19 protein-coding genes are annotated in these 22,780 nt (G+C 54.4%); 7 read left to right on the forward strand and 12 right to left on the reverse strand.

The features are described 5' to 3' along the window. The 3 genes from ilvD to B2310_RS06235 all read right to left on the reverse strand — a co-directional run. Positions 1-1,494 (reverse strand): dihydroxy-acid dehydratase (ilvD, locus tag B2310_RS06225; RefSeq protein ID WP_290729658.1); only part of this gene is annotated, 1,494 nt, incomplete at its 3' end. A gap of 116 nt (positions 1,495-1,610) precedes the next feature. After that, positions 1,611-3,221 carry a glycosyl hydrolase family 5 gene (locus tag B2310_RS06230; RefSeq protein ID WP_290729661.1) on the reverse strand — a complete coding sequence of 537 codons (1,611 nt, stop codon included), beginning with the start codon at positions 3,219-3,221 and terminating at the stop codon, positions 1,611-1,613. 90 nt (positions 3,222-3,311) lie between these two features. Beyond that, on the reverse strand, positions 3,312-3,506 hold the full coding sequence (locus B2310_RS06235) for a hypothetical protein (protein WP_290729702.1): 195 nt from the start codon (positions 3,504-3,506) through the stop codon (positions 3,312-3,314). Between B2310_RS06235 and B2310_RS06240 the strand changes: the two genes are divergently transcribed. Continuing rightward, positions 3,435-3,980 (forward strand): DUF5662 family protein, encoded by a 546-nt coding sequence (locus B2310_RS06240; protein ID WP_290734827.1) that lies wholly within the window; start codon positions 3,435-3,437, stop codon positions 3,978-3,980. The two genes, B2310_RS06235 and B2310_RS06240, sit on opposite strands and share 72 nt — an antisense overlap. On the opposite strand, the gene B2310_RS06245 is transcribed toward B2310_RS06240, so the two are convergent. From B2310_RS06245 to hisS, 5 genes are read right to left on the reverse strand one after another with little or no spacing between them, the layout of a single operon-like run. Next, positions 3,977-5,317: a THUMP domain-containing class I SAM-dependent RNA methyltransferase gene (locus B2310_RS06245; RefSeq protein ID WP_290729664.1), complete on the reverse strand. Its 1,341-nt coding sequence runs from the start codon at positions 5,315-5,317 to the stop codon at positions 3,977-3,979. The two genes, B2310_RS06240 and B2310_RS06245, sit on opposite strands and share 4 nt — an antisense overlap. Positions 5,318-5,345: 28 nt before the next feature. After that, positions 5,346-7,196, reverse strand: a complete 1,851-nt coding sequence (locus B2310_RS06250; RefSeq protein ID WP_290729667.1) for an MBOAT family O-acyltransferase — start codon at positions 7,194-7,196, stop codon at positions 5,346-5,348. A gap of 9 nt (positions 7,197-7,205) precedes the next feature. After that, positions 7,206-8,942 (reverse strand): GDSL-type esterase/lipase family protein, encoded by a 1,737-nt coding sequence (locus B2310_RS06255; RefSeq protein ID WP_290729671.1) that lies wholly within the window; start codon positions 8,940-8,942, stop codon positions 7,206-7,208. Further along, positions 8,942-10,570: a hypothetical protein gene (locus B2310_RS06260; protein ID WP_290729673.1), complete on the reverse strand. Its 1,629-nt coding sequence runs from the start codon at positions 10,568-10,570 to the stop codon at positions 8,942-8,944. Before B2310_RS06260 ends, B2310_RS06255 begins: the two co-directional genes overlap by 1 nt. After that, positions 10,571-11,884, reverse strand: coding sequence for a histidine--tRNA ligase (hisS, locus tag B2310_RS06265; RefSeq protein ID WP_290729676.1), 1,314 nt, complete (start codon positions 11,882-11,884; stop codon positions 10,571-10,573). Between the two features lie 92 nt (positions 11,885-11,976). Between hisS and B2310_RS06270 the strand changes: the two genes are divergently transcribed. After that, positions 11,977-13,878, forward strand: coding sequence for a CBM35 domain-containing protein (locus B2310_RS06270; protein ID WP_290729679.1), 1,902 nt, complete (start codon positions 11,977-11,979; stop codon positions 13,876-13,878). 451 nt (positions 13,879-14,329) lie between these two features. Here the strand turns inward: B2310_RS06270 and B2310_RS06275 are convergent, their stop codons facing one another. Continuing rightward, the gene (locus B2310_RS06275) at positions 14,330-14,854 is read right to left on the reverse strand and encodes a hypothetical protein (protein ID WP_290729682.1); all 525 of its coding nucleotides are present in this window, start codon (positions 14,852-14,854) and stop codon (positions 14,330-14,332) included. A 126-nt stretch (positions 14,855-14,980) separates the two neighbouring features. On the opposite strand from B2310_RS06275, the gene B2310_RS06280 reads away from it, so the two are divergent. After that, positions 14,981-15,853 carry a sugar phosphate nucleotidyltransferase gene (locus B2310_RS06280; RefSeq protein WP_290729685.1) on the forward strand — a complete coding sequence of 291 codons (873 nt, stop codon included), beginning with the start codon at positions 14,981-14,983 and terminating at the stop codon, positions 15,851-15,853. Positions 15,854-15,855: 2 nt separating this feature from the next. Beyond that, entirely contained in the window at positions 15,856-16,650 is a 795-nt protein-coding gene (locus tag B2310_RS06285) for an RNA methyltransferase (protein WP_173366692.1), read from the forward strand. A gap of 3 nt (positions 16,651-16,653) precedes the next feature. Here the strand turns inward: B2310_RS06285 and B2310_RS06290 are convergent, their stop codons facing one another. After that, a complete protein-coding gene (locus B2310_RS06290) occupies positions 16,654-17,877 on the reverse strand; it encodes a vWA domain-containing protein (RefSeq protein ID WP_290729688.1) in 1,224 nt (407 codons plus the stop codon). 208 nt (positions 17,878-18,085) lie between these two features. Here B2310_RS06290 and B2310_RS06295 point away from each other — a divergent pair, with 208 nt between their 5' ends. Genes B2310_RS06295 through B2310_RS06305 form a run of 3 tightly spaced genes read left to right on the forward strand, consistent with a single transcriptional unit; the run spans position 18,086 to position 21,057 of the window. Beyond that, positions 18,086-19,165: an ABC transporter permease gene (locus tag B2310_RS06295; protein ID WP_173366688.1), complete on the forward strand. Its 1,080-nt coding sequence runs from the start codon at positions 18,086-18,088 to the stop codon at positions 19,163-19,165. After that, complete coding sequence (locus B2310_RS06300) at positions 19,158-20,012, forward strand: patatin-like phospholipase family protein (RefSeq protein WP_290729693.1); 855 nt, start codon at positions 19,158-19,160, stop codon at positions 20,010-20,012. The genes B2310_RS06295 and B2310_RS06300 overlap by 8 nt, the downstream gene beginning before the upstream one ends. Position 20,013: 1 nt before the next feature. Further along, positions 20,014-21,057 (forward strand): ABC transporter ATP-binding protein, encoded by a 1,044-nt coding sequence (locus tag B2310_RS06305; protein ID WP_290729696.1) that lies wholly within the window; start codon positions 20,014-20,016, stop codon positions 21,055-21,057. A gap of 23 nt (positions 21,058-21,080) precedes the next feature. On the opposite strand, the gene B2310_RS06310 is transcribed toward B2310_RS06305, so the two are convergent. Together B2310_RS06310 and B2310_RS06315 are read right to left on the reverse strand one after the other, a co-directional pair. Then, entirely contained in the window at positions 21,081-21,251 is a 171-nt protein-coding gene (locus B2310_RS06310; protein WP_173366685.1) for a hypothetical protein, read from the reverse strand. Positions 21,252-21,355: 104 nt separating this feature from the next. Next, positions 21,356-22,780 (reverse strand): diphosphate--fructose-6-phosphate 1-phosphotransferase (locus B2310_RS06315; protein WP_290729699.1); only part of this gene is annotated, 1,425 nt, incomplete at its 5' end.

A 22,780-nucleotide genomic window follows, 5' to 3' on the forward strand; every position in this document is an offset into this window, starting at 1 on the left:
GGTCGGGTAGAGCATTTCCTGCATGCCGGGGCCACCCTTCGGGCCTTCGTAGCGGATAACGACCACGTCGCCAGCCTTCACCACGTTCGGGTCGAGAATGCCCTTCACGGCATCTTCCTGGCTTTCGAACACCACGGCGGGGCCGGTGAACTTGAAGATGGATTCGTCGACGCCGGCGGTCTTCACGATGCAACCATCAACAGCGAGGTTACCGTACAGAACGGCGAGGCCGCCGTCCTTGGTGTAGGCGTGTTCGCCATCGCGGATAGCACCCGTGGCGCGGTCGAGGTCGTGATCCGGGTACATGAAGTTCTGCGAGAAGGCGACCAGGTTGTACTTGCGGCCCGGGCCTGCGAGGTAGCGCTGCTTGGCTTCTTCGCTGGGGTTACGCTTCAGGTCGTTCACTTCGAGAGCTTCGCCCATGGTCTTTGCGTGGACGGTCTTTGCGTCCTTGTGGAGGAGTCCCATGCGGTCGAGTTCACCGAGAATGCCCATGATGCCACCGGCGCGGTTCACGTTTTCGATGTGGATGTTGTGAACGGTCGGGGCCACCTTGCAGATGCACGGCGTGTTGCGGGAGAGGCGGTCGATGTCCTTCATGGTGAAGTCCACGCCTGCTTCCTGGGCCACGGCGAGCAAGTGGAGCACGGTGTTGGAGGAACCGCCCATGGCGATGTCGAGGCGCATGGCGTTTTCGAAGGCGTCCTTCGTGGCGATGCTACGCGGGAGGATGCTGTCGTCGTTCAAATCGTAATACTGGTGGCAGAGTTCCACGATGCGCTTACCGGCGGCTTCGAACAGCTTCTTGCGTTCGGCGTGGGTCGCGACGATGGTGCCGTTGCCGGGGAGGCTGAGGCCCAGGGCTTCGGTCAGGGAGTTCATGGAGTTTGCGGTGAACATGCCGGAGCAGGAACCGCAAGTGGGGCAGGAGTTCGCTTCGATGGCGGCCACTTCTTCGTCGCTGATGGTGCTGTCGGCGGAATCGATCATGGCGTCAATCAGGTCGAGGGCGCGGTCCTTGCCATCCTTCGTGGTCACGTGGCCAGCTTCCATCGGGCCGCCAGAGACGAAGATTGCCGGAATGTTGAGGCGCATGGCGGCCATGAGCATGCCCGGAGTCACCTTGTCGCAGTTGGAGATGCACACGAGGGCGTCGGCGCGGTGGGCGTTAGCCATGTATTCGGTGGAGTCTGCAATCAGGTCGCGGCTCGGGAGGCTGTAGAGCATGCCGTCGTGGCCCATGGCGATACCGTCATCGACTGCGATGGTGTTCATTTCCTTCGCGACACCGCCGGCGGCTTCAATCGCGCGGGCGACCACCTGGCCCAAGTCCTTCAGGTGAACGTGGCCCGGAACAAACTGGGTATAGCTGTTCACCACGCAAATAACGGGCTTACCAAAGTCTTCCACCTTGGTTCCTGTTGCGTGCCAAAGGGCGCGTGCACCGGCCATTTCACGGCCTTCCATAGTCTTGAGCGAACGAAGTTTCGGCATAATTATTCCTTTTGTATTTTGCGGGTTTCATTATCCCGCGACCATTATAAAATATGCATAAATATAAAAAAAGACACCCGATGGGCGGGTGTCTCAGAGGTAAAAACGTTAATAGATTAGAACCTATTCTTCAATTCCTGCGGACATTCAACTTCCCTGTAATTGTGGAGCGGGTTACCTGCAGCTTCCATCCAGTTGGCCATGAACAGGCAGCCTTCCTTGGCTTCAGGATCGTTTGCGAACGAAGAGTTGCACTTGTTGGTAAGGCAGCTCTTGTAGGTGGATGCCTTGTAGCCCGAAGATTCTTCGCATTCTGTCAAAAGTCCACCGTATTGGGCGCCCTGGGAACCCCATCCCATTTTCTGGGAGCAGCCGTTAAAGATTCCGTAGCCGCCGCCCGGGATCATCACGTCGAACTGGCCGCCGGCCACGTCGTAGCCAACGTTGTTAGACATGACGATAAGGTGCTTACCCTTGAGTTTCGAGTGGTTGTCCGTGGCGTATTTGCCCTGGCCAGTAAAGGCGAGATCGAAGCATTTGCCGCAGTTGCTCTCGCCACCCGGGGTGGCTGCAAAGGCGAATGCCAAGGTGTCGTTAATGACAACGGGGAACTGGCTTCTACAAATGCCTGCATCGCCACCGTCACACATGCTTCTTGCCGATTTGTCGCTAATCTTGTTTCCCCTGGCGTCGCAGGTGCTTGCTGTTCCGCCATGTTCAGGCCATGCGCAGTGGGGCTTGCAGCAGTCCCAGTAGCGCGACGCGTAGCCGGAGCCGCTCTTTCCGCCATTTATATATTTGATTTGGTACGTGCCATTGTTGCCGCCCTGAGAGCTGCTCGAAGACTTCGCGCTGGAACTTGAGGATTTTGCACTGCTAGAGCTGGACTTTGCCGAAGAACTCGATTTGGCGCTGCTCGAAGACTTTGCGCTGGAGCTGGACTTCGGCTGCTGAGTCGAAACGCCCATATTCTTGCAATCCTTGCCGGTCGGATCCCAATAGCATGTAATAGTGCAGGACTTGTCGTAGGCGTACTGTTCGTCCTTGGGACCCTTGAGGCTAGCGTAGTGCTCGACGCACTTGTTGGAAACGGCGTCGAAGCATTGCTTTTCGCTGCACTGGCCGCTCGGGGTAGCAGCGGAGGAAGTCGGCTGCTGCTGTTGCTGGCTGGAGCTGGAGGATTTCGGCTGTTCCGGGTTGGTTGTTGCGGAAGAGACTGGAATTTGAGTGGCCGAGCTGGAAACGAGAGGATTCTGTCCACCCTGGTTCGGATCCTGGCCTTGATTCGGATCTTGGCCCTGGTTCGGATCGGTTCCCTGATTTGGGTCGGAACCCTGGTTCGGGTCAGTGGTCGGAACAATGGGGTTGCCGGCAAGGTCGTAAATCGAGCCGTCGGGGTAGATAATGGTCTGTTCCGGGGTAATTACCGGGAGTTGAGAGAGGTCCGGGATAGTCGCGATGAGCGTTCCTGCGGCATCGATAACCGCACCTGATGCCGGGTCGTACGAGCCGATGGGGGTTCCCGAAGCGGTCGACACGACAAACCCAGCCTCGGTGGGCGTAATGATGTAATTTTGGTCGCTGGAGAGAATCCAACTGGGGATTGTGACAGCAGCGAATTGATCTCCTCCTTGCGGGGTGGGAGTCGTAATCTGGTCGTCAGTGCAATTCCACGTGCACACCAAGGCGCATGCAACTAGCAGAGATTTGAAAAAAGGAGATTTCATTTTTTTACCTCATGTTTGCCCAAACATTCCCGCCAAAAATACATATATAAAGTGTAAAGAGATGTAAAAAAAAGATTAGCGTGACACATGTCAAATCAAAGTGTTCTCTAGGTGTTCCTGCGGGGTGAATTTTCCCATTTTTTTTACATTTTTTTGCTGAAAAAAGCTATTCTTTGCCCCGTGAGTTTTCATCCGTTTAGGCATTTTGTTACGATTACCAGGCACCGGCACGAGGTCATACGTCTGTGTTTCCAGGCAGGCATCGGTTTCCAGGGCTTGTTTCACGATCTGTCCAAATATAGCCCGACGGAATTCATTCCCGGTGCAAAATATTATACGGGTAACCAGTCGCCTAATAATGGCGAAAGGAATGACAAGGGCTACAGCCTCGCCTGGATGCATCACAAGGGTCGCAACAAGCACCATTTCGAGTTCTGGTACGACTACGAGATGGCGACCAAGAAGATTGTGCCGATGGACATGCCCGACCGCTACATCAAGGAAATGTTTTGCGACCGTGTGGCGGCTTCCAAGACCTACAACAGGGCTGCCTACACGCAGGAATCCCCGTTGCTCTACCTGACGCGCAGTTCCGCTCACGAGAAAATGACCAGAAAGACCTATCGCAAGTTGCTCTATCTGCTGCAGATGCTTGCGGAGAAGGGCGAAAGGGAGACTCTTCGGTTTATGCGCCGGACGCAGGTGCTTCCGGAAGCGGATGTTGCCGAGCCACTTGGAACGGAACCCGCGAAACTTTAAATCCTTGCAATTATCGCATTCAGGGCGAAGCCGCCATGGCTTGTGGCGATGCTCTTGGCCTCGGTGTTCTTGTCGGGGTCTAGCGCAGGGCATTCGCGCAGCAGGTTTGCGGTGCAGGTGTATCTTGAACCCGGCCGTGTGTCGTCCTTGGGGGCAAGGATGGCGACTGTAAGCGCTTTGTTGAACGGGGCCAGGTCGCGGGCGAGCTCGGCGAGTCGGCGGCCGATGTGCGTGTAGAGTCTGGGAGCGTCAAAGTCGAGCCGTTTGCCGTAAGGCGGGTTCAGCAAGATGATAGGTTGCGACGGGCCCGGAGCTGCATCGGCGATTTCTGCGGCTGTGTAGCTGAAAAAGTCGCGGATTTGTGGGTCGAGGACCGGTGCAGGGCCGCTCGGAGCGACAGTTGCGAGCGGGCTGCATTCCACATTGTGGCGGATGATTTCGACTGCCTTTTCGGAGATGTCGCTTGTGACGATATTGACGAGCTGGAAAAGCCTGCTCGCAGGTGGCGCTTGGCTTGTGATGAATTTCCACGTCGCTTCCTTGAATGCGGGCTGGTGCTTCAGGGCAAAATCGCGGCAGAGGCCCGGTATAAGGTCGTTTGCCTGGTAGGCGGCTTCGAGGCTGAACGTCCCGCTTCCGGCCATCGGGTCGATGAGCGTGATGGATAATGGATAATTGATGATGGATGATTGATGATGGATGATGTGGAGTGTGGAAATGGCTTCGAGAATCATTCCCGCGGCGATTGTCTCCTTGAGCGGGGCGTCGTTCACGAAGCGCTCGTGACCGCGTTTGTAAAGTTCTTCGCCCGCGAGGTCGAGCCATAGTGTGCAGCGGTCATCTACAAGTGAGACAAAGAGACTTTGCGGGGTGCTAGGAGCGGGGAGAATCTTGTCGAGTCGCTCTGCAACGGCATCGCTGTGGTACAGGCGCGAATGTTTGCAGGTGACGTGGATGTCGACGCGTGCCGGGCCCTTGTTGTCTAGGAAAAGCTCCCACGGAATTTCGTTGGCCTTCTTCTCGAGCTCGCGGAAGTTCTCGGCCTTGAAGTCGGCAATGTGCATCATGATGCGGTTCGCGATGCGGCTGTAGGCCGCTATTTTCCAGGCTTCCACGAGTTTCGCGGTGAATTCGACCTTCCCGTCTCCGGCAATTTTTACGTCAAGTGAGTTTGCGTCCCGTGCCTCGACCCCTTCTTGTCCAATAAATCCCAGTTCATCAACAAACGTCTGCTCGAATCCAAGCGGGACAACGGCCAAAAAGCGGTGAGGTTTTCCGATAACCTGCCGCTTGAGCCTTTTTTCGAATGCGCGATTCTGTCGATCTAGTTCTTCCACGCCGCCACACCCGAATTTTTCGTCTAAACTAGAACTGGAAGTAGATGAACGGGCAGCTATCCGCGCTCATGAACTGGTAAATCAGGAAGATGATGAACGCTGTCGAAAGCACCATCAGGGGGATGGGCTGCGATGCGAAAGCGATGCGGTAGCGGCTCTTCCACTTCTTGGGAACCCAGTGGATGAGCATGCCCGCGATAAACACGAGGATGATGTTGATGTGCTGCCAGGCGATGGTTCCGATTGTGTCCCACCTCCAGGCGGTACCCATCTGCTGCACCATGTTCTTCGCGGTGTTCCAGGCGACCTCGTTTGCCTCGGCGGGGTCGAGGTTGGAGCCCGCGCGGAAGAAGAGTCGCGTGAAGGTGATGAACACGAAGGTGAGCGTCACGTTCCATGCCACATAGAGCCAGTGGTACGTCTTCTGGCTAAAGAGGCGGAAGATGAGTACGGAATAGATGCCGAAGAACAGCACGCCGAAATATACCGCGGTAATCGCGAAGATGGCGATGTGGTAGTTCTTGAAGATGATGGCGCTAGCCGCGAACAGGATGAATGCGGCGCTCGCGCGGAAGGTGATGCTGCGCTTGCACCAGATCTTGTTGAACACCTGGCCAAATCCGTTGAGGCCGCCCCAGATGATGAAGTTCCAGCTGGCACCGTGCCACCATCCACCCACGATTTGCGTGGCCATGGCGTTCATGTTGGTGGTGATGAACTTGCGGGAATCGGGCTTGAAATAGGCGTAAATGGAAATGTAGAGGAACAGTGCGACAAGGGCGATTGCGACCCACACGCTGCCCGAAAGCATGATGGCCACAAGGCTCAAGAAGCCCATCCAGAAGAAGGTGCCGAGAGTCGCGTTGCGGTTACCGCCCAGCGGGATATACAGGTAGTCGCGCCACCAGCTGGAAAGCGAGATGTGCCAACGGCGCCAGAATTCGGTGGGGGAGAGCGCCTTGTAGGGGCTATTGAAGTTTTGCGGCAGGCGGAAACCCATCAGGAGGGCGACGCCGATGGCGATGTCGGTATAGCCCGAGAAGTCGGCGTAGACCTGCAGGGAATAGGCGAAGAGCGCGATGAGGTTCTCGAGGCCCGTATAAAGTAACGGCTGGTCGAACACGCGGTCCACGAAGTTTGTCGCGAGGTAGTCGCTCAGGATAATCTTCTTGCCGAGGCCGTTCAGAATCCAGAATACGGCGATGCCGAAGGTGCGGCGCGGGAGAAAGTACGGCTTGTAGAGCTGCGGGACGAACTTGTCGGCGCGCACGATGGGGCCCGCGACGAGCTGCGGGAAGAACGAGAGGTAGAAACCGAAGTTGAGGATGTTCGTGACGGGCTTGATTTTACCGCGGTAGATGTCGATGCAGTAGCTCATCGCCTGGAACGTGAAGAACGAGATACCCACGGGTAGAATGATGGTATCGACGAGCGAGTGCGTGCCGAACATCTTGTTGCTTGCCGCCGCGAAGAAGTTGTAGACGTGCAACTCGATGCCGGTAAAGTCGCGGAGTGCGTCGAGGAAGAAGTAGGAATACTTGTAGTAGCAGAGAACGAGCAGGTCGATGATGACGACGATAATCATCAGGAACTTCTTTTTCCAATGCGCCTGCGCCTTCTCGATCCACTTGCCGATAAAGAAGTTCGCGACCACGCAGAAGAGGAGAATGCAAACGTAGCTGCCGCTTGTCTTGTAGTAGAAGAAGAGGCTTGTCGCAAACAGGAATGCGTTACGGAGCAGGAGTTTGCGGTGGACGAGCGAGAAGACGGCGAAAACGACCGCGAAGAAACCCCAGAAGTAGAACTGCGTAAAGAGTAGCGGGCTGTTCGGGTCGAAAGCAAACGTGCGTGTGAGATAGGGGATTATGTAATCGAGCATGTTGAATCGTTATTTCTGGGTAGAATCGGCCGGGGCTGCTGTAGTCGTGTCTGCTTGGACATTGGTTGTGTCTGGGGTAGCCTTCGTGGTGTCGGCTTGAGCCTGCGTCGAATCGGTAGCCGGGACCTCGGGGACGATGGGCTCCAGTGCGGGAAGTTCGGCGATATGCTGCTGGTAGGCATCGATGAGAGCCTTGTAGAACATGTCGCCGAGCAGGTGGTATCCTGCCATCGTAAAGTGGACTTTATCTTTTTTGGCGAGACTTGCCTTTTCCCATTTAGCCATGGAACCCAGGCCGCCCATCAGCGAAAATTTGTCCCAAACGCCAGCTTGGTATTTTTCGGCGAGCTGGAAGAATGCCTTGCGGGCCTGTTCGCCAACCGGATGTTGCACGTAACGGCGACGGCGCACCTTGCGGTACATGTCGTTGTTGGTTTCGAATATGAATGCGACGTTCGGGTTCACGCGCTTGATGCGTTCAATGAGCGTTTCGTAGTTGTTGCGGAATGCCTTTTCATCGAATTTTTCGACATTCGCGTCATTGATGCCAATCGCAAAAATGACAAGGTCGGGCTTTAGGAATGAGAGCTCCTTTTCGAAAAGAGGGCAGACGTTCTCGAAATAATGCGGCAGGCGGGCGCCGTTGATTCCGACATTCGTGTAGATAATTCCCGGATAGTCGGATTCGGAGATGACGCCTGTCAACGTAAAACGCGGGCGCACCGCAGACATTGTTTTTGATAAAGTAATCAAAGAATCACATACGACAACCTGCATGGAATCGGCCTGCGTTTTCTTGGTCGAGTCGAGAATGTCCGCACAGGCGGCAAGCATGCTCTTCTGGGATTCTTCGCGTTCTAGACAGAGGGTGTCCATGATGTCGCAACCACCCTGGAACATGGAGTCTGCGGAGGCTTCGGCTGGTTCCTGGGCGACTTTTTTGTCGTTCTTGGCTGCGCTTGAATCGGTTGCCGTCGTATCGAGGTTCGCACGGAAAATGGAATCCTGAATAAGTGAATCGACGACGTATTGCGTGACGTTCGCTTGCATTGCCGAATCTGCCCAGCGGAAGGCGAAGTTCAATGTGTCGATAGGGCGGGGGCTCTTGAATACATAGCTCTGGGTGAGCGTGTCAAGTTCTCCGTAGATGTCTGTCGAGTCGACCACGAGGACCGGAACGACGTTGTTGCTGTCACTGTAGCCGAAGAGGCGGAATTTAGTTTCTGCGTAAATCGGAGCCGAGTTGTACTTGTCGAGCAACAGCGTGAATTCGGCACGGGGATCCGAGGTGCTGACTGCAATTCCGAGAAGTCCGAGCGGCTTTTTTACTTCACGGAGCACGTTCTTGCTCATGTCCCAGATGCCCTTGTACTGCGAACCGTAGCTCGAGGGCGTGTTTGTACGTGCTGCGGAATATGGGAAAATGAATCCACGTCCGGCAGAAGAACCAGGATATTCCTTGACGAGCCTATCGCGAATGCGACCGGAAATGACATCGGCTTGCAGATGCGATCCGCCAATGTGCATAATCTTGACTTTACCCCTGTTTTCAAATACGAGCGAGTCCATTTTTTTGAAGAATGTCTCGAATGCATCCTTTCCCTTGGGGAATTGGATGTAGTTCAAGGTAGAGTCGATAAAGTCGTATTTCGTGTATTCGATGGCGTATTTAGCGGGTGTCGAAACTGGCGGTGCTGCAAGGAGCGCTGTTGCGAATGCTGCGAGGAACAGAATAACCTGTTTCATTATTTGCCCTCCGCGGTCGATTCGACTTTTTCTTCGATCGAAGATGTGTCGGCTGGTTTTGCTGCAACGGCGGCTTCCTTTGCCTTGTCGAGGCTGTCTGCATAGCCTCGAATGTCCTTCAGCTTCGCATCGTCAATCTTGTGCTTGTCGCGGAACTTGAAGTAGTCGTAATGCATGCGCAGCGCGTTGCAGAAGAGTTCGCCCATGTAGGCAGCCCCCCTGCGGCTGAAGTGGATGTAGTCGGCGCCGGCGAGCGGGGGCGACTGCTTGACCCAGCTTCTCATGGAGCCTTCTCCGCCCATCACGCGGTACATGTCCCAGTAGGCGGCGCCATTCTCGAGAGCGACTTCGCGGAGGGTCGCAATGGTGAGGGCCAATCCGGGGTAACTCTTGATTTTCCCGTCTATCTGCTTGGCCATGTCGGCAGGGCCGATAAAGACGATGTCTGCATCGGGATTCGCCTTTTGGATGGCTTGAATTTGACGGGCGATGAGCTTCTTCGTGTAGTCGACATTGTTCTTGTTGAGGCTCGGAACAAGGTTTCCGCCGTATTCCATGATGATGAGACGTGCGTTCATGACCTTGTACGATTCGGCAAGGAGCTGTTGGTCCATCCTGTGGAAGATTGTTCCCGAGCTACCGCGCATGGCAACGTTGTCTACGGCGACACCATAGGGACCGTCTACGGAGATGGCGTAGATTTCGGCATTTCCGCCGAGGTAAATCTTCGCGTTCGATGTTGTGTCGGGGAGCTTCCAACTGAACACGCGGAGCTTTTCGTACTTATCGTCCGTGGGAGCCGGAGCATCTACGAATTTCTTCTTGCGTTTTTCCTTGTCGGTTCCTTCGTTCTCGACGACGGTTGTTTCGTAGGCGAGGCGCACCTTGAGGCTTCCGCGCTTGCTTGCGAGCACCTTGATGTTGGAGTAGCCGCCAACGTGTGGGAAATCATCCTTCTTGTTTTCGCGCTTCTTGATGCCGATGACAGCGCTGCCTTCGAGTTTGCTGACCTGGGCGAGCGGGCCGTAGCGGTTGTGGTCGGCGCGGTCTTCTTCGGGACCAAAAAGCAGGAAGCGGGTAAGGTCTCCGTTGTTCCAGACGCTTGTCGATTGCGATGGAATGTTCAGCACGGCAGGGAGCATGCCCGGACCGCCACCGCCGAATTCTGTTTGCAGTGCTTCGCGGATGGTGGCTGAAATACGGTCTTCTTCTAGCTGAGAATCGCCGTAGTGCATGATGTGAACCACGTTCGAATCGATTTTCGCAAGCTCAAGATGCAGGAAGAACCGATCAAACCACGTGGGGTCGTCGCCGGGAACGTCGAAGCGGGTGCGCCCGTTCTTGAAAAAGTCCTCGTAGAATTTCAGCGAGTCGGAAAACTCGGCAAATTCCTTCGCCTGCGTGGCGGCCATCATTTCTTCGATTGCCTTCTGCGGGTCGTTTTCGACGGCAGCTTCCGGATGGTCCTTCTTTTCGGAAGGGTCTTGCTTTTCGAAGATGTCCGTAAGGGCAGGGAACCGGAATGTTGTGTCGGCGATGGTTATCCCGCTTGCCGGGTAGAGCCACGCCATGAGGCCTAGCACGACGAACAGGCTTAAAATGCTGAGGAATGTTTTGAAAGGCGTCATTTATGCTTTTTTCGGTTCAATGTTCATCTTGCTGCGTTCGACAATCGCGTCGGGACTGCCCACGAGCATTTCGCCCACGCGCATGTCCTTGTACTCGAATTCGCCTGCGCCGGCCTTGGAACCGTCCACGTAGACGACAATCTTTGCGCCCTGGTAGTTCGCCTGGTCGAGCTGCTTGCCCATCTTCATGGGGGCGAGCGGGTGGCTTACGGAGCAGTTTCCGTACTTCGCGTCGCGGAACATCTGGGCGGTCTCGAAGACCTTCTTCATGTCATTCGTGAAACTTGCGATGTAGAAGTCCACGCTCTGCTTGGGGCTGGGGAGCAGGTTGTGCTCGGCGAGCAGGTCGGCCAAGACCACGTCGCCCATGCCGAATCCCACGCCCGGGATGCGTTCGCCGCCGAGCTTTTCGGTGAGGCTGTCGTAACGGCCACCGCCAGCGATAGCACGCATGGATTTGCCCTTGTCGAACACCTCGAACACGATGCCCGTGTAGTAGGCGAGGCCGCGCACGATACTGAGGTCGAGGTTCACGCATTCGCCGTAACCGGCTGCAGTCAGCGTGGCGAACAGGTCCTCGATTTCGGCGAGGGCGGCGGTCGCGTTTTCGCTATGCACCTTGGTCTTGACTTCTTCGATGCTCTTGCAGCTCATGAAGTCATCGAGCTTTTTCACCTGGTCCTCGGTGAGGCCCGCTTCGGCGAGTGCCTTGGCAAAGGCCTCGGGCCCGATTTTCAGGCGGCGGTCAAGCACCGGGTAAACGAGCGCCGGGTTCGGGGCGCCAATCTCTTCGAGGTAGGTGGCCAAAAGTTTGCGGCTCGAGACGCCAATCGCAAATTCGCCGTCCTTGAGGCCGAACTTGCGGAGCATCGTCGCGATGGATGCCATCAGGTCGGCTTCGGCGTAGATGCTCTCGGTACCGATGATGTCCATGTTCAGCTGGAAGAACTCGCGCAGGCGGCCCTTCTGAGCCTTCTCGTAGCGGAAAAGGCGCGGCATGCTGAACCACTTGAAGGGTTTCTTGAGTTCGCGGGCCTTCTGGATCACGAGGCGGGCGAGTGTCGGGGTCATTTCGGGGCGGAGCGCGATTTCGCGGTCGCCCTTGTCCTTGAAGTTGTAGAGCTGGCTTACGATTTCTTCGCCGGACTTGCCGGTGTAAAGCTCCAGATGCTCAAACATCGGGCCTTCATACTCTTCGTAGGCAAAGGATTCGGCGACTTGGCGCCAGGTATCGAAAATGTAGTTCTGGATGCGTTGCGCTTCCGGGTAAAAATCGCGCGTGCCCTTGGGCAGCTGGGGGATAGAAATGCTCATAGTGTCACACAATTTAGAAATTTTTGCGCAATGTTTGCGTAAACGCGGTCAAGGATGTATATTCATAGGTTGAAAAGAAAGGGAAGGTGTTTATGGAAAAATCTTTCGTTAGGGCAATGCGCATTATCTGCGCTTCTGCACTTGTTTCGTCTACGGCGGTATTCGCCAAGCAGGTGAATGTTTCTACCGTCGCCGACTTGACTTCGGCTACTTTGAATGCCAAGGCGGGGGATACCATCTGGGTAGCCCCAGGCAAGTATGAACTGCCCTCATCCAACTGCCAAAACGACAAGTTCGTGAACGAAACGGGGCGCGATTGTGGCCTCATCTGGCTCGGTGCCGACGGCACGAAGGCCAATCCCGTTGTCCTTGCCGGTTCGGATCCTGCACATCCGTCAGAGATTTTCAGCTCCGATTACAAGCACAACTACGGCGTTCACGTAACGGGAAATTATGTTGTTCTTAAAAACCTCAAGATCCATACCTTCAGCAAGGGCGTGGTATTCGACAATTCCGTCGGGGCCCTGATGGAAGACTGCGAGGTGTACCACACGGGAAATGAGATTGTCCATGTTCGCGATTCTAGCCAACAGGTGACACTGAACCGCAACTTTATCCACGGTTCTGGCTATGAAATTGCCAAGTACGGTGAAGGCATCTATGTCGGAACCTACAATACGGGATGGGCCTCTTCCCAGCAGGCCGACAGGGATGCTGGCTTTTGGGGGACTGACGCCTCACAACATCGCTATAGCGGCTATGACTGGCGCGTGAACGATACGAAAATCACATGCAACATCGTCAGCGGGACTACTGCCGAGAACATCGACGTGAAGGAAGGAACGGTCAGGGGATTTGTCCAGGGCAATATGTTCATTGGGGACAGTCTTGATTACAACGGCGAGGTGTCCTATGACGACGCAAATATCGACATGAAGGGCGCTTCTTGGACTGTTACCGGAAACTACTTCTATAATTCCAAAAAACAGGGGCTGCCTTATTACAATCCCCATTTCAACTATTTTGTGGAAGAAGTGGTGATGCCGTCAAACGGGAATAAGGCTGGGAGTAATATTGAAAAATACGAGAAAGCTGTTGGCTACGTGGTCAGCGTCGACAAATACGCGCAGAACGGCTGGTGCGACAACAGCGCAATCGATTCGAATGACTGCGTAGAAAGCAAAAATACCGTGGTAGAGGAAATACGGGAAGTTCGCAACGACTGCGAGGAACTTTTCAGAATTCCGACGTCCGAGATCGTATATTCGTCGAGCTTTACGCCGCCATCCAGCGCGTCGGTCAATCCATCCAGTTCCTCGGTCAGCCCGTCCAGTTCTTCGGCGGGGAATGAATCCTATGAGGCCGTGCGCTACGAGGCGGAGGCCGCGACTTGCACCGGGTGCACCGAGAAGACGAATGATGCTGCGTCGGGTGGCAAGTATATGCGTACCGAAACGACGGGCAACATCACGTTCAATATCAGTGTCCCTGCGGCCGGGAAGTATGAGGTTGTAATCCGCTTCAGCAACACCGCTTCAAACGCCAAGACTCAGGATATCCATGTAAACGGGACGAAGGTCAAATCCCAGGAATTCCCGGTAACGCTTGAAGGGAACTTGGGTGGGGCCGCAGCTGCCTTTGAGGATATGCCGGTGCAGGTGTCGCTCAACGCGGGGGCCAATACCTTCGCCATCATCAAGAACTGGGGGCATGTGGACGTGGACTATATCGAGGTGAAAGTGCCTGGTGGGTCTACGCGGGTTGCGGGCTTTACGCCTGTGGCGGGTGTAAAATTCCATGTGCAGGTGTCGGGTCGCAACGTTCACGTATCGGGAACGGACGGCGCTCCTGTCGCCATCATGGATATGCAGGGCAGGGTGCTGCGTTCCGGCTATTTGCAGGGGCGGCGCGGGCTCGATTTCCGTGTGGAGCGGGCCGGTTCGTATCTTGTGCGTGCAGGTTCGGCGGTGCATCGCGTGAATATCGCCCGGTAGGGGAAGGTTCCTCGGGCGAACTGCTGTGCTCTAGGCGCGATTTTGGGTGCGTCTCGGGGAGTTTTTGCGCGAAAATAGGACTAAACTACGCAAAAATGACCTTTTAGTCCTATTTATGGACGCTTCAAATGCGTCGAATTCAAAAAATGTAGGACTAAATGCGCCAAAAGTGGCGATTTAGTCCTATCTTTGCGACGGTTTGACTCTCTTGGAGGATACTTTTTGTCCGAAAGTGACCTGTTCGATAGGACCAAAATAGGGAAAAAGTGGGTTTTGGTACTATCTAAGGGCGTTTCAAAGGCGTCAAATTCAAAAAATGTAGGACTAAATGGATAAAAAGTGGTGCTTTAGTCCTATCTGGGGGCCTTTCGGGCGCATTTCGGACTTTCGGTGTGCATTTCAGGGCGCATTTCGTGCGCAGTTCGCGAGGCGTCGGCGCCTTGCTCTATAGCTACCAGGCAAATAAAAATGCAAGTGCTGAAATGAATGTTGCAAAAAGTACTAGGCCTTTGTAGTTTCGTTCTTTTATACAACGGTATCCGTACTTGAATGGTGCCAGATAATAGAATTGCAACTGCGTTATGAACATAGAACCAAGGTCGTTTTTAGAATCATCCCGAGGATTCCTTTTTTGCTCACTGTCGTACATAAATCCCAAGACCCCTAAAAAGGGAATGCATATTAAAAAAACGAATGCAATAAAGTAAGGGGAATTGTAGTCTATTGTATCCGGATATTCGACAATAAATGCATTTCTCGTTATCACGGTAAGACATGTAATTCCTATTATGAATAAAATAAGCGCTGCGACATAGCGCTTGGAAAACAATCGGGTCTTGAGTGGGAGTTTTTTTTCGTCGATCTCGACTGTCTCATCTTTTTCGTTTGAAGATTCTTTATGAGGCTTTGACGCTCCGCACCAGGGGCAGCGGGGCTCGTCGTAATTGTAATGCTCGCCACAGTTCGGACAGAACATTGTTGATTTTTTTATGAGATTTGTTTTTTGATTCTTTATGTTTTGGTGCTGCCCATCGGCTCATAAAGAGCCCCTGTAATATCTACCTTTTGAATATACATTTTTTATTTTTCTACATTTGAGGCAATGGAAAACTCTTCCCTGAATGTCTTGATTCTGGCGGCAGGGCTCGGGACGCGGCTTCGCCCGCTCACAAACGATGTGCCCAAGCCGCTCGTGCCCGTGGTGGACGCTTCGATTCTTGATTTGCAGGCCCGCAAGGCGCGTGCGATTGGCAACGTGCGACTGCATGCGAACGCGCATTACCTGGCGGAACAGGTGGTCGCGGCGGGCGAGACTCTCGGATTCGAGAAGGTGTGGGTGGAACAGCCCGAAATTCTCGGGACGGCGGGGCCGCTCCACCGCATTTATGCCGCAGGTTACCGAGGCGGCCTGCTCGTGATGAACGGCGACGCCTATTGCAGTTTTGACTTGAAGAAGTTTGTGGAAAGCGCCGTGGCGCGGGCATCTTTAGAAAACGGCCCGCAGGTAGCGCTCCTTGCGGTGGACTTCCCACAGGTGAACACCTTCCGGGTGGGTACAGATGGCCGCCTCGTGGGCATTGCCGGGCGGTTCGGCGCTACGGAAGGCACCCCCGCGACGTTTTCCGGCGTATCGTGGTACAGCGACGCGGCCCTCTCGCGCATACGGGAAGGCGAGTTTGATATACGCGAATTCTGGAAGCAGGAAATTGCCGCAGGCCGCGCGCCCTTCGTGGACATGAGCCAGCTGAACGCTACCTGGATTGACATGGGGTCGCCCGAGGGCTTGATGCATGCGGTTGAGGCGCGCCTTGAGGAATTGGGCCGTGACCCGAACGAAGCTGTCGTCGTACCCGGCGTGGAACTGCCCGCGGGCGTGAAAATCAGGCATTCTGTGATTTATGCCGGCGCGGAAATCCAGCCCGGCGAAACAATCGAGAACGAAATCCGCGGGAAAGGGTTTAATTGGAAGGTTTAGTTATGCGTAAATTTAGAGTTGTCTTAGTAGAACCGGAACATCCCCATAACGTGGGCTTTGTCGCGCGCGCCATGCATTGCTATGCGTTGCCGGAACTGTATATCGTCTACCCGAAGCGTGACAAGGTGATTGAAAATTCCTACCACACGGCGGCAAACAGCCATGATATTCTAGACAATGCCCATGTGGTCCACAGGTTCGAGGATGCCATCGGCGACTGTTCCTGCGCGGTCGCGTACAGCCGCCGCATTTTCGCAAGTTCCATCAAGCACACGATGGTGCAGAACCTTTCGGAATTGCTCCCCGAAGACGGCACGATTGCGCTCGTGTTCGGGCGCGAATCCTGCGGGCTTGCGCTCGAGGAAGTGAACGCCTGCACGTACCAGTGCGAAATTCCGGTGCCGGGGCTCATGAGCCTGAACCTGGGGCAGGCGGTTTCCATTGGCCTGTATGAACTCTGCCGCAGCGGTGCGCTTGCGAACGGGGAAGGCCGTGCGAAGCGCGGCACGAAGGGCGCGTGCGAGACGGCTCCCGCGACGATCCAGCAGATTGACGGATTCAAGAAGTTCCTCGACCGCTACCTGACGGGGCAGTACCACGACCAGGCGTGGCGCGACAACTTCCTCAATACGCTTGTGCAGCGCCTGCACCCCACGCGCAACGAACTTTCGGCTCTCTTCGGGCTGTTGCGTAACTTGGCGGGAAAGCCTGCGCGTCTCGAACGTGCTGCAGATAAAGCCGCTGCCGAAAAGGCTGCGGCGGGATCTGTCAAGTTTGCCGAAAAAATCGAAAAATAATGTTTATTCGATGTACTTCTTTATGAGTCTTGCCATCAGGTCGGCGAGAATTTCCACTTCGAAGTCGCCAACGGAAGCTTCCATGTGGTGGTATCCGATGCCGCTGTCGTCCGTGAGGAACACGTAGGTGCCGCCAGTCGCGAGGTCAAAGAACCTCAGCATGAATTCTGTAGGCTTGTCTACGCCGCTTGCCGCCACGGGGATCAGCTTGATGCCATTCTTGGCGAAGAGCTTGATCGATTTCTGGAGGCTCTTGATAATCTTATCTTCGTGGTGGGCTGGAGCGTCGAGGATGAAGAAGGCGATGCGTGCGCGTGCCGATTCGTTCCAGGAAAGATCCTGCAGCGCAGTTTCGAGAGCGGAGTGTACCGCTTCGGGGGTGTCGCCGCCGCCACCTGCATTTTGCTTGCTTATGAATGCCTGCGTCTTGGAGAGATCGCTGGAGAAATTGTCGTAGCGCGTGAGGTAGTCGTCCCCTTCGTCACGGTAGACTACCGCCGCCGTACGCATGTCCACATTGTTTCCCGATTTGGCGTTCTCAATGATGTTGTCGAGGTCTGATTTGAGAAAGTCGATTTCGTCGCCCATGGATCCCGTGGCGTCCACGATGAAGGCGATGTCGGCCTTGGCTTCGGCCTGCTTGGCTTCGCTTACGACAAAGTTGATGTTGAGTTCTTCGTCGCCCTTGGCCGTAATTGCGAGCGGTTCCGTGTAGTCGACTCCGTCAACGCTGAGCGAATATTCGATGGTGGAATCGTCCGCAGCTCCGCTAAACAGGTTTATCCAGCAGTAGGCATAGCCTGTGTTGTCGGTCTTGGCAGCAAATTCCACATCGCCTCCCTTGAGGAGCTCGACGGAGACGTTTGCGATGCCGACGCTGTCTTCATCGACAATCTTTACGGCAACGAGTTTCTTCGGGTAAAATTCCCAGTATTCCGTATGTTTGTAGAACTCGTTCTCGTTGAGAAGGTCGGTCCAGAATTTCCAATTGTCAAGGTCGTTCCATTCGCCGGCCGTGAGCAGGCCCGAATAGGTTTGGTTGCCTTGTTCGGATTCCGCGTCGCCTTCGCCGGGGGCTTCGCCACTGAAGCCATCCTTGGCGATGGCATCCTCGGAGAATTCGGTTGCGCCGGCCATATCCCCACAGCAATCGTCTGAGTTGTCACTGCAGGACATGCAGAGCGATGCAAGTCCCGCCATTAATAAATACCCGAATCCTTTTTTCATGTCGATTCCTCCTATTTATACGGTTCCCGAGGGAAGTCTATGTTAATTTTATGTTTTTTATGAAACAAATTCAAGATATTTTTTTGGCAAAAACGAATGTTTTTATAAAAATTTGTGGCCAAGTCTTTTTTATGAAACGTATTGTTTCTTATGTCGATAATGCTTTTTTTTGAAAAAAAAGATTGAACTTTTTTTATATTGTTGTATCGTGAAAATTCGCTTATCCACAGAGACTTTGAACCGGCTGAAGCGCTTCCGCAAGAACAAGCGGGCGTTCTGGTCGCTGGTGGTGCTTGTGGTGGCGTACTTCTTGTCGCTCACGAGCCCGTGGACAGTGAACGACGAGCCGCTCGTGTTGCGTTACGAGGGCAAAACGTATTTCCCGGCGTTCGTGCGGTACAGCGATGCGGATTTTGGCGGGGAATACCAAACGGAAGCCGATTACGGCAAGCTATTCGAGGCGGTTCGCGAGTGCGAGGAAGATGCCGCCGAGGGCTTTACCCGCGCGGGCGGATGCCCCGAGGTTTGGGCGGTTATGCCGCCTATTGCGCATGACCCGCTGAAGGCGGATCTCTCGGAAGATGGCGCCCCCCCGTTTGCGCCGAGTGCAAGGCACTGGCTCGGGACGGATAGCAACGGCCGCGACGTTTTAGCGCGCCTGATTCACGGGTTCAGGATTTGCATTAGTTTTAGTTTGTTGTTGACTGTCCTCGGGACGTTCCTCGGGATTGTCATCGGCGGTATCCAGGGCTACCTCGGCAAGTTCTGGGATATCGGCATGCAGCGTATGATTGAAATCTGGTCGTCGCTCCCGATGCTCTACGTGGTGATTTTGATTGGAAGCATCTACGGGCGCAGTTTCTGGCTCTTGATTCTGATTATGGCGGCGTTCAACTGGATTTCGCTCAGCTACTACATGCGCGCGGAGTTCCTCAAGTTGCGTGGGATGACTTATGTGCAGTCCGCGAAGGTTCTGGGCATGGGGCACAGGCATATCTTTTTCAAGGAAATTCTGCCGAATGCGATGACGCCCGTGGTGACGCTGTTCCCGTTCACGCTCATTGGCGGTATCGGGAGCCTTACTTCGCTTGACTTTCTGGGATTCGGCCTGCAGCCGCCCACGCCTAGCTGGGGCGAACTCATGAGCCAGGGCCTCAACAATTTGTATGCACCGTGGATTTCGGTGAGCACGGTAGCAGCACTTTTCGTGACGCTGCTCCTCACCACGTTTGTGGGCGAGGGCGTGCGGGATGCCATGGATCCGAAGTCGGGAGATAGGTATGTCTAAAAAAGGATTGGTTCTCGAAGGTGGCGCGATGCGCGGCCTTTTTACCTGCGGCATTCTCGATACGTTCATGGAAGAGGGAATTGACTTTGATGGTGCTGTGGGAATTTCGGCAGGAGCCTGCTTCGGATGTAATCTCAAGTCAAGACAACCTGGCCGTGCCTTGCGCTATAATTTGCGTTTCGCTGGAGACAAGCGCTATTGCAGCTTCCGCTCGCTATTCCAGACGGGCGATATCTACAATGCGGATTTTTGCTATCGCAAGATTCCTCAGGAACTGGACCCGTTCGATTTCGAAACCCTTAAGAAGAATCCGATGGAATTCTACATGGGGGCAACCGATATCGAGACAGGCAAGGCGGTTTTCCCGAAACTCATAGATGGAAGCGACAAGGATTTGGAATGGATGCGTGCTTCGGCCTCGATGCCGCTTGCCGCGAAAATCGTAGAAATTGACGACGGTAAGTACATGGATGGTGGAATTGCCGATTCTATTCCGCTCCAGTTCATGCAGTCTGTTGGCTATGACCGTAACATAGTCATTCTCACGCAGCCCCGGAATTACGTGAAGGGTCCGAACAAGCTGATGCCACTAATGCGATTTATCTATCGCAAGTATCCAAAGTTTATTGAAGCGATGGCTCATCGCCACGAGATGTATAATGCCGAGACACGATTTGTATTCGAACAGGAAAAGTTGGGGAATACGCTCGTCCTTTGTCCCGAAGCCCCTCTTGGTATAAGCCGTATCGAAAAAAATCGTTCAGAACTCCAACGTGTGTATGACATGGGTAAAAGGATTGCGTCGGAACGGATGAATGAAATCAAGAATTTCATTTCGAGGGATTGACATGGCTGAATCCTCAAGGAAGGTTGTTCTCTCGGTTGACGGTCTTTCCGTTGCGTTCGGTTTTGACAAGAAAGGAGCCCCGCGCGATGGGATTCCTCCGCTTCAGGTGACTGACAAGATATCGTTCGATATTCAGGAGGGCGAATTTTTTGCTTTGGTGGGCGAGTCGGGTTGCGGCAAAAGCGTGACTGCCATGAGCATCTTGAGGTTGCTGCCACAGCCGAGCGCACGGATAGTAGAGGGGGCTGTCTTTTACAACGATGTCGGCGCCGATGCGACTCCTGTAGACCTTGCAAAAATTCCGCTGAATGAATTGCAAAAAGTTCGTGGTGCGGGCATTGCATGCATTTTTCAAGAACCGATGCAAGCGCTGAATCCTGTTCTGACCATCAAGAAGCAATTGCTAGAAGCGTTTTCTTTTGGAGCAAAATCGGAATCTCCTCTTGCCGAAATCAAGGAACAGCTTGCTGCGGCTGGTTTCAGCGATCCGGATCGTGTGCTGGATGCCTATCCGCATGAGCTTTCGGGCGGCATGCTCCAACGCGTATGCATCGTGATGGCGCTGCTTCCGAAACCGAAGCTGATTATTGCCGATGAACCTACGACTGCGCTTGACGTGACGGTCCAGGCGCAGGTGCTTGCGGTTTTGAAAGACATGGCGAACCGCACGGGAACTGCAGTTCTCCTGATCACGCACAACATGGGAATCGTCTCGCAATATGCAGACCGTGTAGCCGTGATGTATGCTGGCCGCATTGTGGAGTGTGGGCCTGTTCGTGAAGTAATCGATAACCCGCTGCACCCGTATACGCAGGGGCTATTGTCTGCGATTCCTGAGAACCATAACGACATGTGCAATCTGCGCTCCATCCCGGGCTCCGTGCCGCATCCGCGCGATTTTGTGAAGGGCTGTCGTTTTGCAGACCGCTGTGAAAAATGTGCTGGATTGTCTGCCGAAATTCAGGAGAAATGCCAATCGCAGGAGCAGCCTCCGCAAGTGGGCTCAGAACATTTTGCCTATTGTTATTCCTTGGAACATACCTAAAGGCGCAGTAAAAAATTCCTGCACTATTTGAGGTTGTATTTTTCCTTGATTGCAATACGGTCTTCTTCGGAGAGATTTTTCAGATAACTTCTCCAGCCGGGGCAGAAGTTGATGTGGAACCGCCAAAAACGCCCGATGAGGGACTTGGGGTTCTTGTCGTACTGGGCTCGGATTTTACAATTTGCACAGGCCATAATGTAGCTCCTTTCCTACAAACATAAAAAAATCCCTCGCGAAAATGCGAGGGACTTTTCAATGCTTGGAGATCCCCGCCTTCGCGGGGATGACATTGGGCGAATTACTTCACCTTCAATGCGCCTCTTTCGAGTTTGATAGTGAAGTTCGTGACATCACAGACTTCAGACGGACCCCAGTACTGGATCGGACCCGGATAGGTGTAGGATTCAGTCTTGGCCCAGACTTCGCGGTTCTTGGCGAAGAACTTGAACGGAGCACCGTCGAGTTCCACGAGAGCCTTCTGGATAACCGGCTTGTCGGCACCGTGACGACGTTCGATGTTCATCATCATGGTGATAGGAATGCCACCGGCAGTCCACTTTTCGATGCCCTTCGTGAGGTCACGCACAGAGCTCATGTAGCCGTTCATCTTGTTGAAGGCGAGCACAGAAGCGGTGAAGCCGAGGCTGTAGCAGTAGTCGGCGTCGAAGTTCGACGGAGCGGCGCAACGGCCTTCGTAACCGAAGAAGTGGTTGAGAGCGCTGAACTTGCCCTTGAAGTTCTTGCGGCTCTTGAGTTCCTTCTTGACCATCTCGATGATGAGCTTTTCGGTTTCGATGAGGGAAACCTGCACGTTGCCGTGGCTGTCGCGGTCGAGCATCAGCTGGCCCTGAGTGGTAGAGGGGAGGCTCTTGAGGACTTCGGCAGAAGCCTTGGAAATCCACTTGCAGAGCAGTTCCACCTTGGCGGCGGTGTCGAGACCTTCCACTTCCTTTTCGTGGTGGGCGAGGGCTTCGGAGAGTTCGGAAATGAGCACGCCCACATCCGGGATGAATTCGAGGAGGCCTTCCGGAATCAGGCAGACGCCGAAGTTCTTGCCGTCAGCAGCACGGGCAGCGACGATGTCTGCCACGTACTTGATGACCTGCTTCAGCTTCATCTTCTTGGCCTTGACTTCTTCAGAAATCAGGCAGATGTTCGGGTGGGTCTGGAGAGCGGCTTCGAGAGCAATGTGAGAAGCGCTACGGCCCATGAGCTTGATGAAGTGCCAGTACTTCTGAGCGGAGTTGGCATCGCGCATGATGTTGCCGATGAGTTCAGAGTAGGTCTTCACGGCGGTGTCGAAACCGAAGGAGGTTTCGATGTATTCGTTCTTGAGGTCGCCGTCGATGGTCTTCGGGCAGCCGCAAACCACGCAGCTAGCGCCGTTGGCCTGGAAGTATTCGCCGAGAACGGCAGCGTTGGTGTTGGAGTCGTCACCACCGATGATCACGATAGCGTCGAGCTTCTGGGCCTTGGCAACAGCCATGCACTTCTTGAACTGTTCTTCGGTTTCGAGCTTGGTACGGCCGGACTGGATGATGTCGAATCCGCCAGTGTTGCGGTAGGCGTCCATGATCTTTTCGTTGATCACGATGAACTTGCCGTTCTCGAGGCCGGAGGGGCCGCCGAGGAAGCCGAGGAGCTTGGAATTCTTGCTGATGCTCTTGATACCGTCGAAGATACCCGCAATCACGTTGTGTCCACCAGGAGCCTGGCCACCGGA

The organism is Fibrobacter sp. UBA3629 (genome assembly GCF_002374005.1).
Classification (GTDB): domain Bacteria; phylum Fibrobacterota; class Fibrobacteria; order Fibrobacterales; family Fibrobacteraceae; genus Fibrobacter.

Coding starts and splice junctions, on each gene's coding strand:
- B2310_RS06230 (WP_290729661.1), bottom strand. CDS start 3,221: ATGAAATCTCCTTTTTTCAAATCTCTGCTAGTTGCATGCGCCTTGGTG.
- B2310_RS06250 (WP_290729667.1), bottom strand. CDS start 7,196: ATGCTCGATTACATAATCCCCTATCTCACACGCACGTTTGCTTTCGAC.
- B2310_RS06255 (WP_290729671.1), bottom strand. CDS start 8,942: ATGAAACAGGTTATTCTGTTCCTCGCAGCATTCGCAACAGCGCTCCTT.
- B2310_RS06260 (WP_290729673.1), bottom strand. CDS start 10,570: ATGACGCCTTTCAAAACATTCCTCAGCATTTTAAGCCTGTTCGTCGTG.
- hisS (WP_290729676.1), bottom strand. CDS start 11,884: ATGAGCATTTCTATCCCCCAGCTGCCCAAGGGCACGCGCGATTTTTAC.
- B2310_RS06270 (WP_290729679.1), top strand. CDS start 11,977: ATGGAAAAATCTTTCGTTAGGGCAATGCGCATTATCTGCGCTTCTGCA.
- B2310_RS06275 (WP_290729682.1), bottom strand. CDS start 14,854: ATGTTCTGTCCGAACTGTGGCGAGCATTACAATTACGACGAGCCCCGC.
- B2310_RS06280 (WP_290729685.1), top strand. CDS start 14,981: ATGGAAAACTCTTCCCTGAATGTCTTGATTCTGGCGGCAGGGCTCGGG.
- B2310_RS06285 (WP_173366692.1), top strand. CDS start 15,856: ATGCGTAAATTTAGAGTTGTCTTAGTAGAACCGGAACATCCCCATAAC.
- B2310_RS06290 (WP_290729688.1), bottom strand. CDS start 17,877: ATGAAAAAAGGATTCGGGTATTTATTAATGGCGGGACTTGCATCGCTC.
- B2310_RS06300 (WP_290729693.1), top strand. CDS start 19,158: ATGTCTAAAAAAGGATTGGTTCTCGAAGGTGGCGCGATGCGCGGCCTT.
- B2310_RS06305 (WP_290729696.1), top strand. CDS start 20,014: ATGGCTGAATCCTCAAGGAAGGTTGTTCTCTCGGTTGACGGTCTTTCC.
- B2310_RS06310 (WP_173366685.1), bottom strand. CDS start 21,251: ATGGCCTGTGCAAATTGTAAAATCCGAGCCCAGTACGACAAGAACCCC.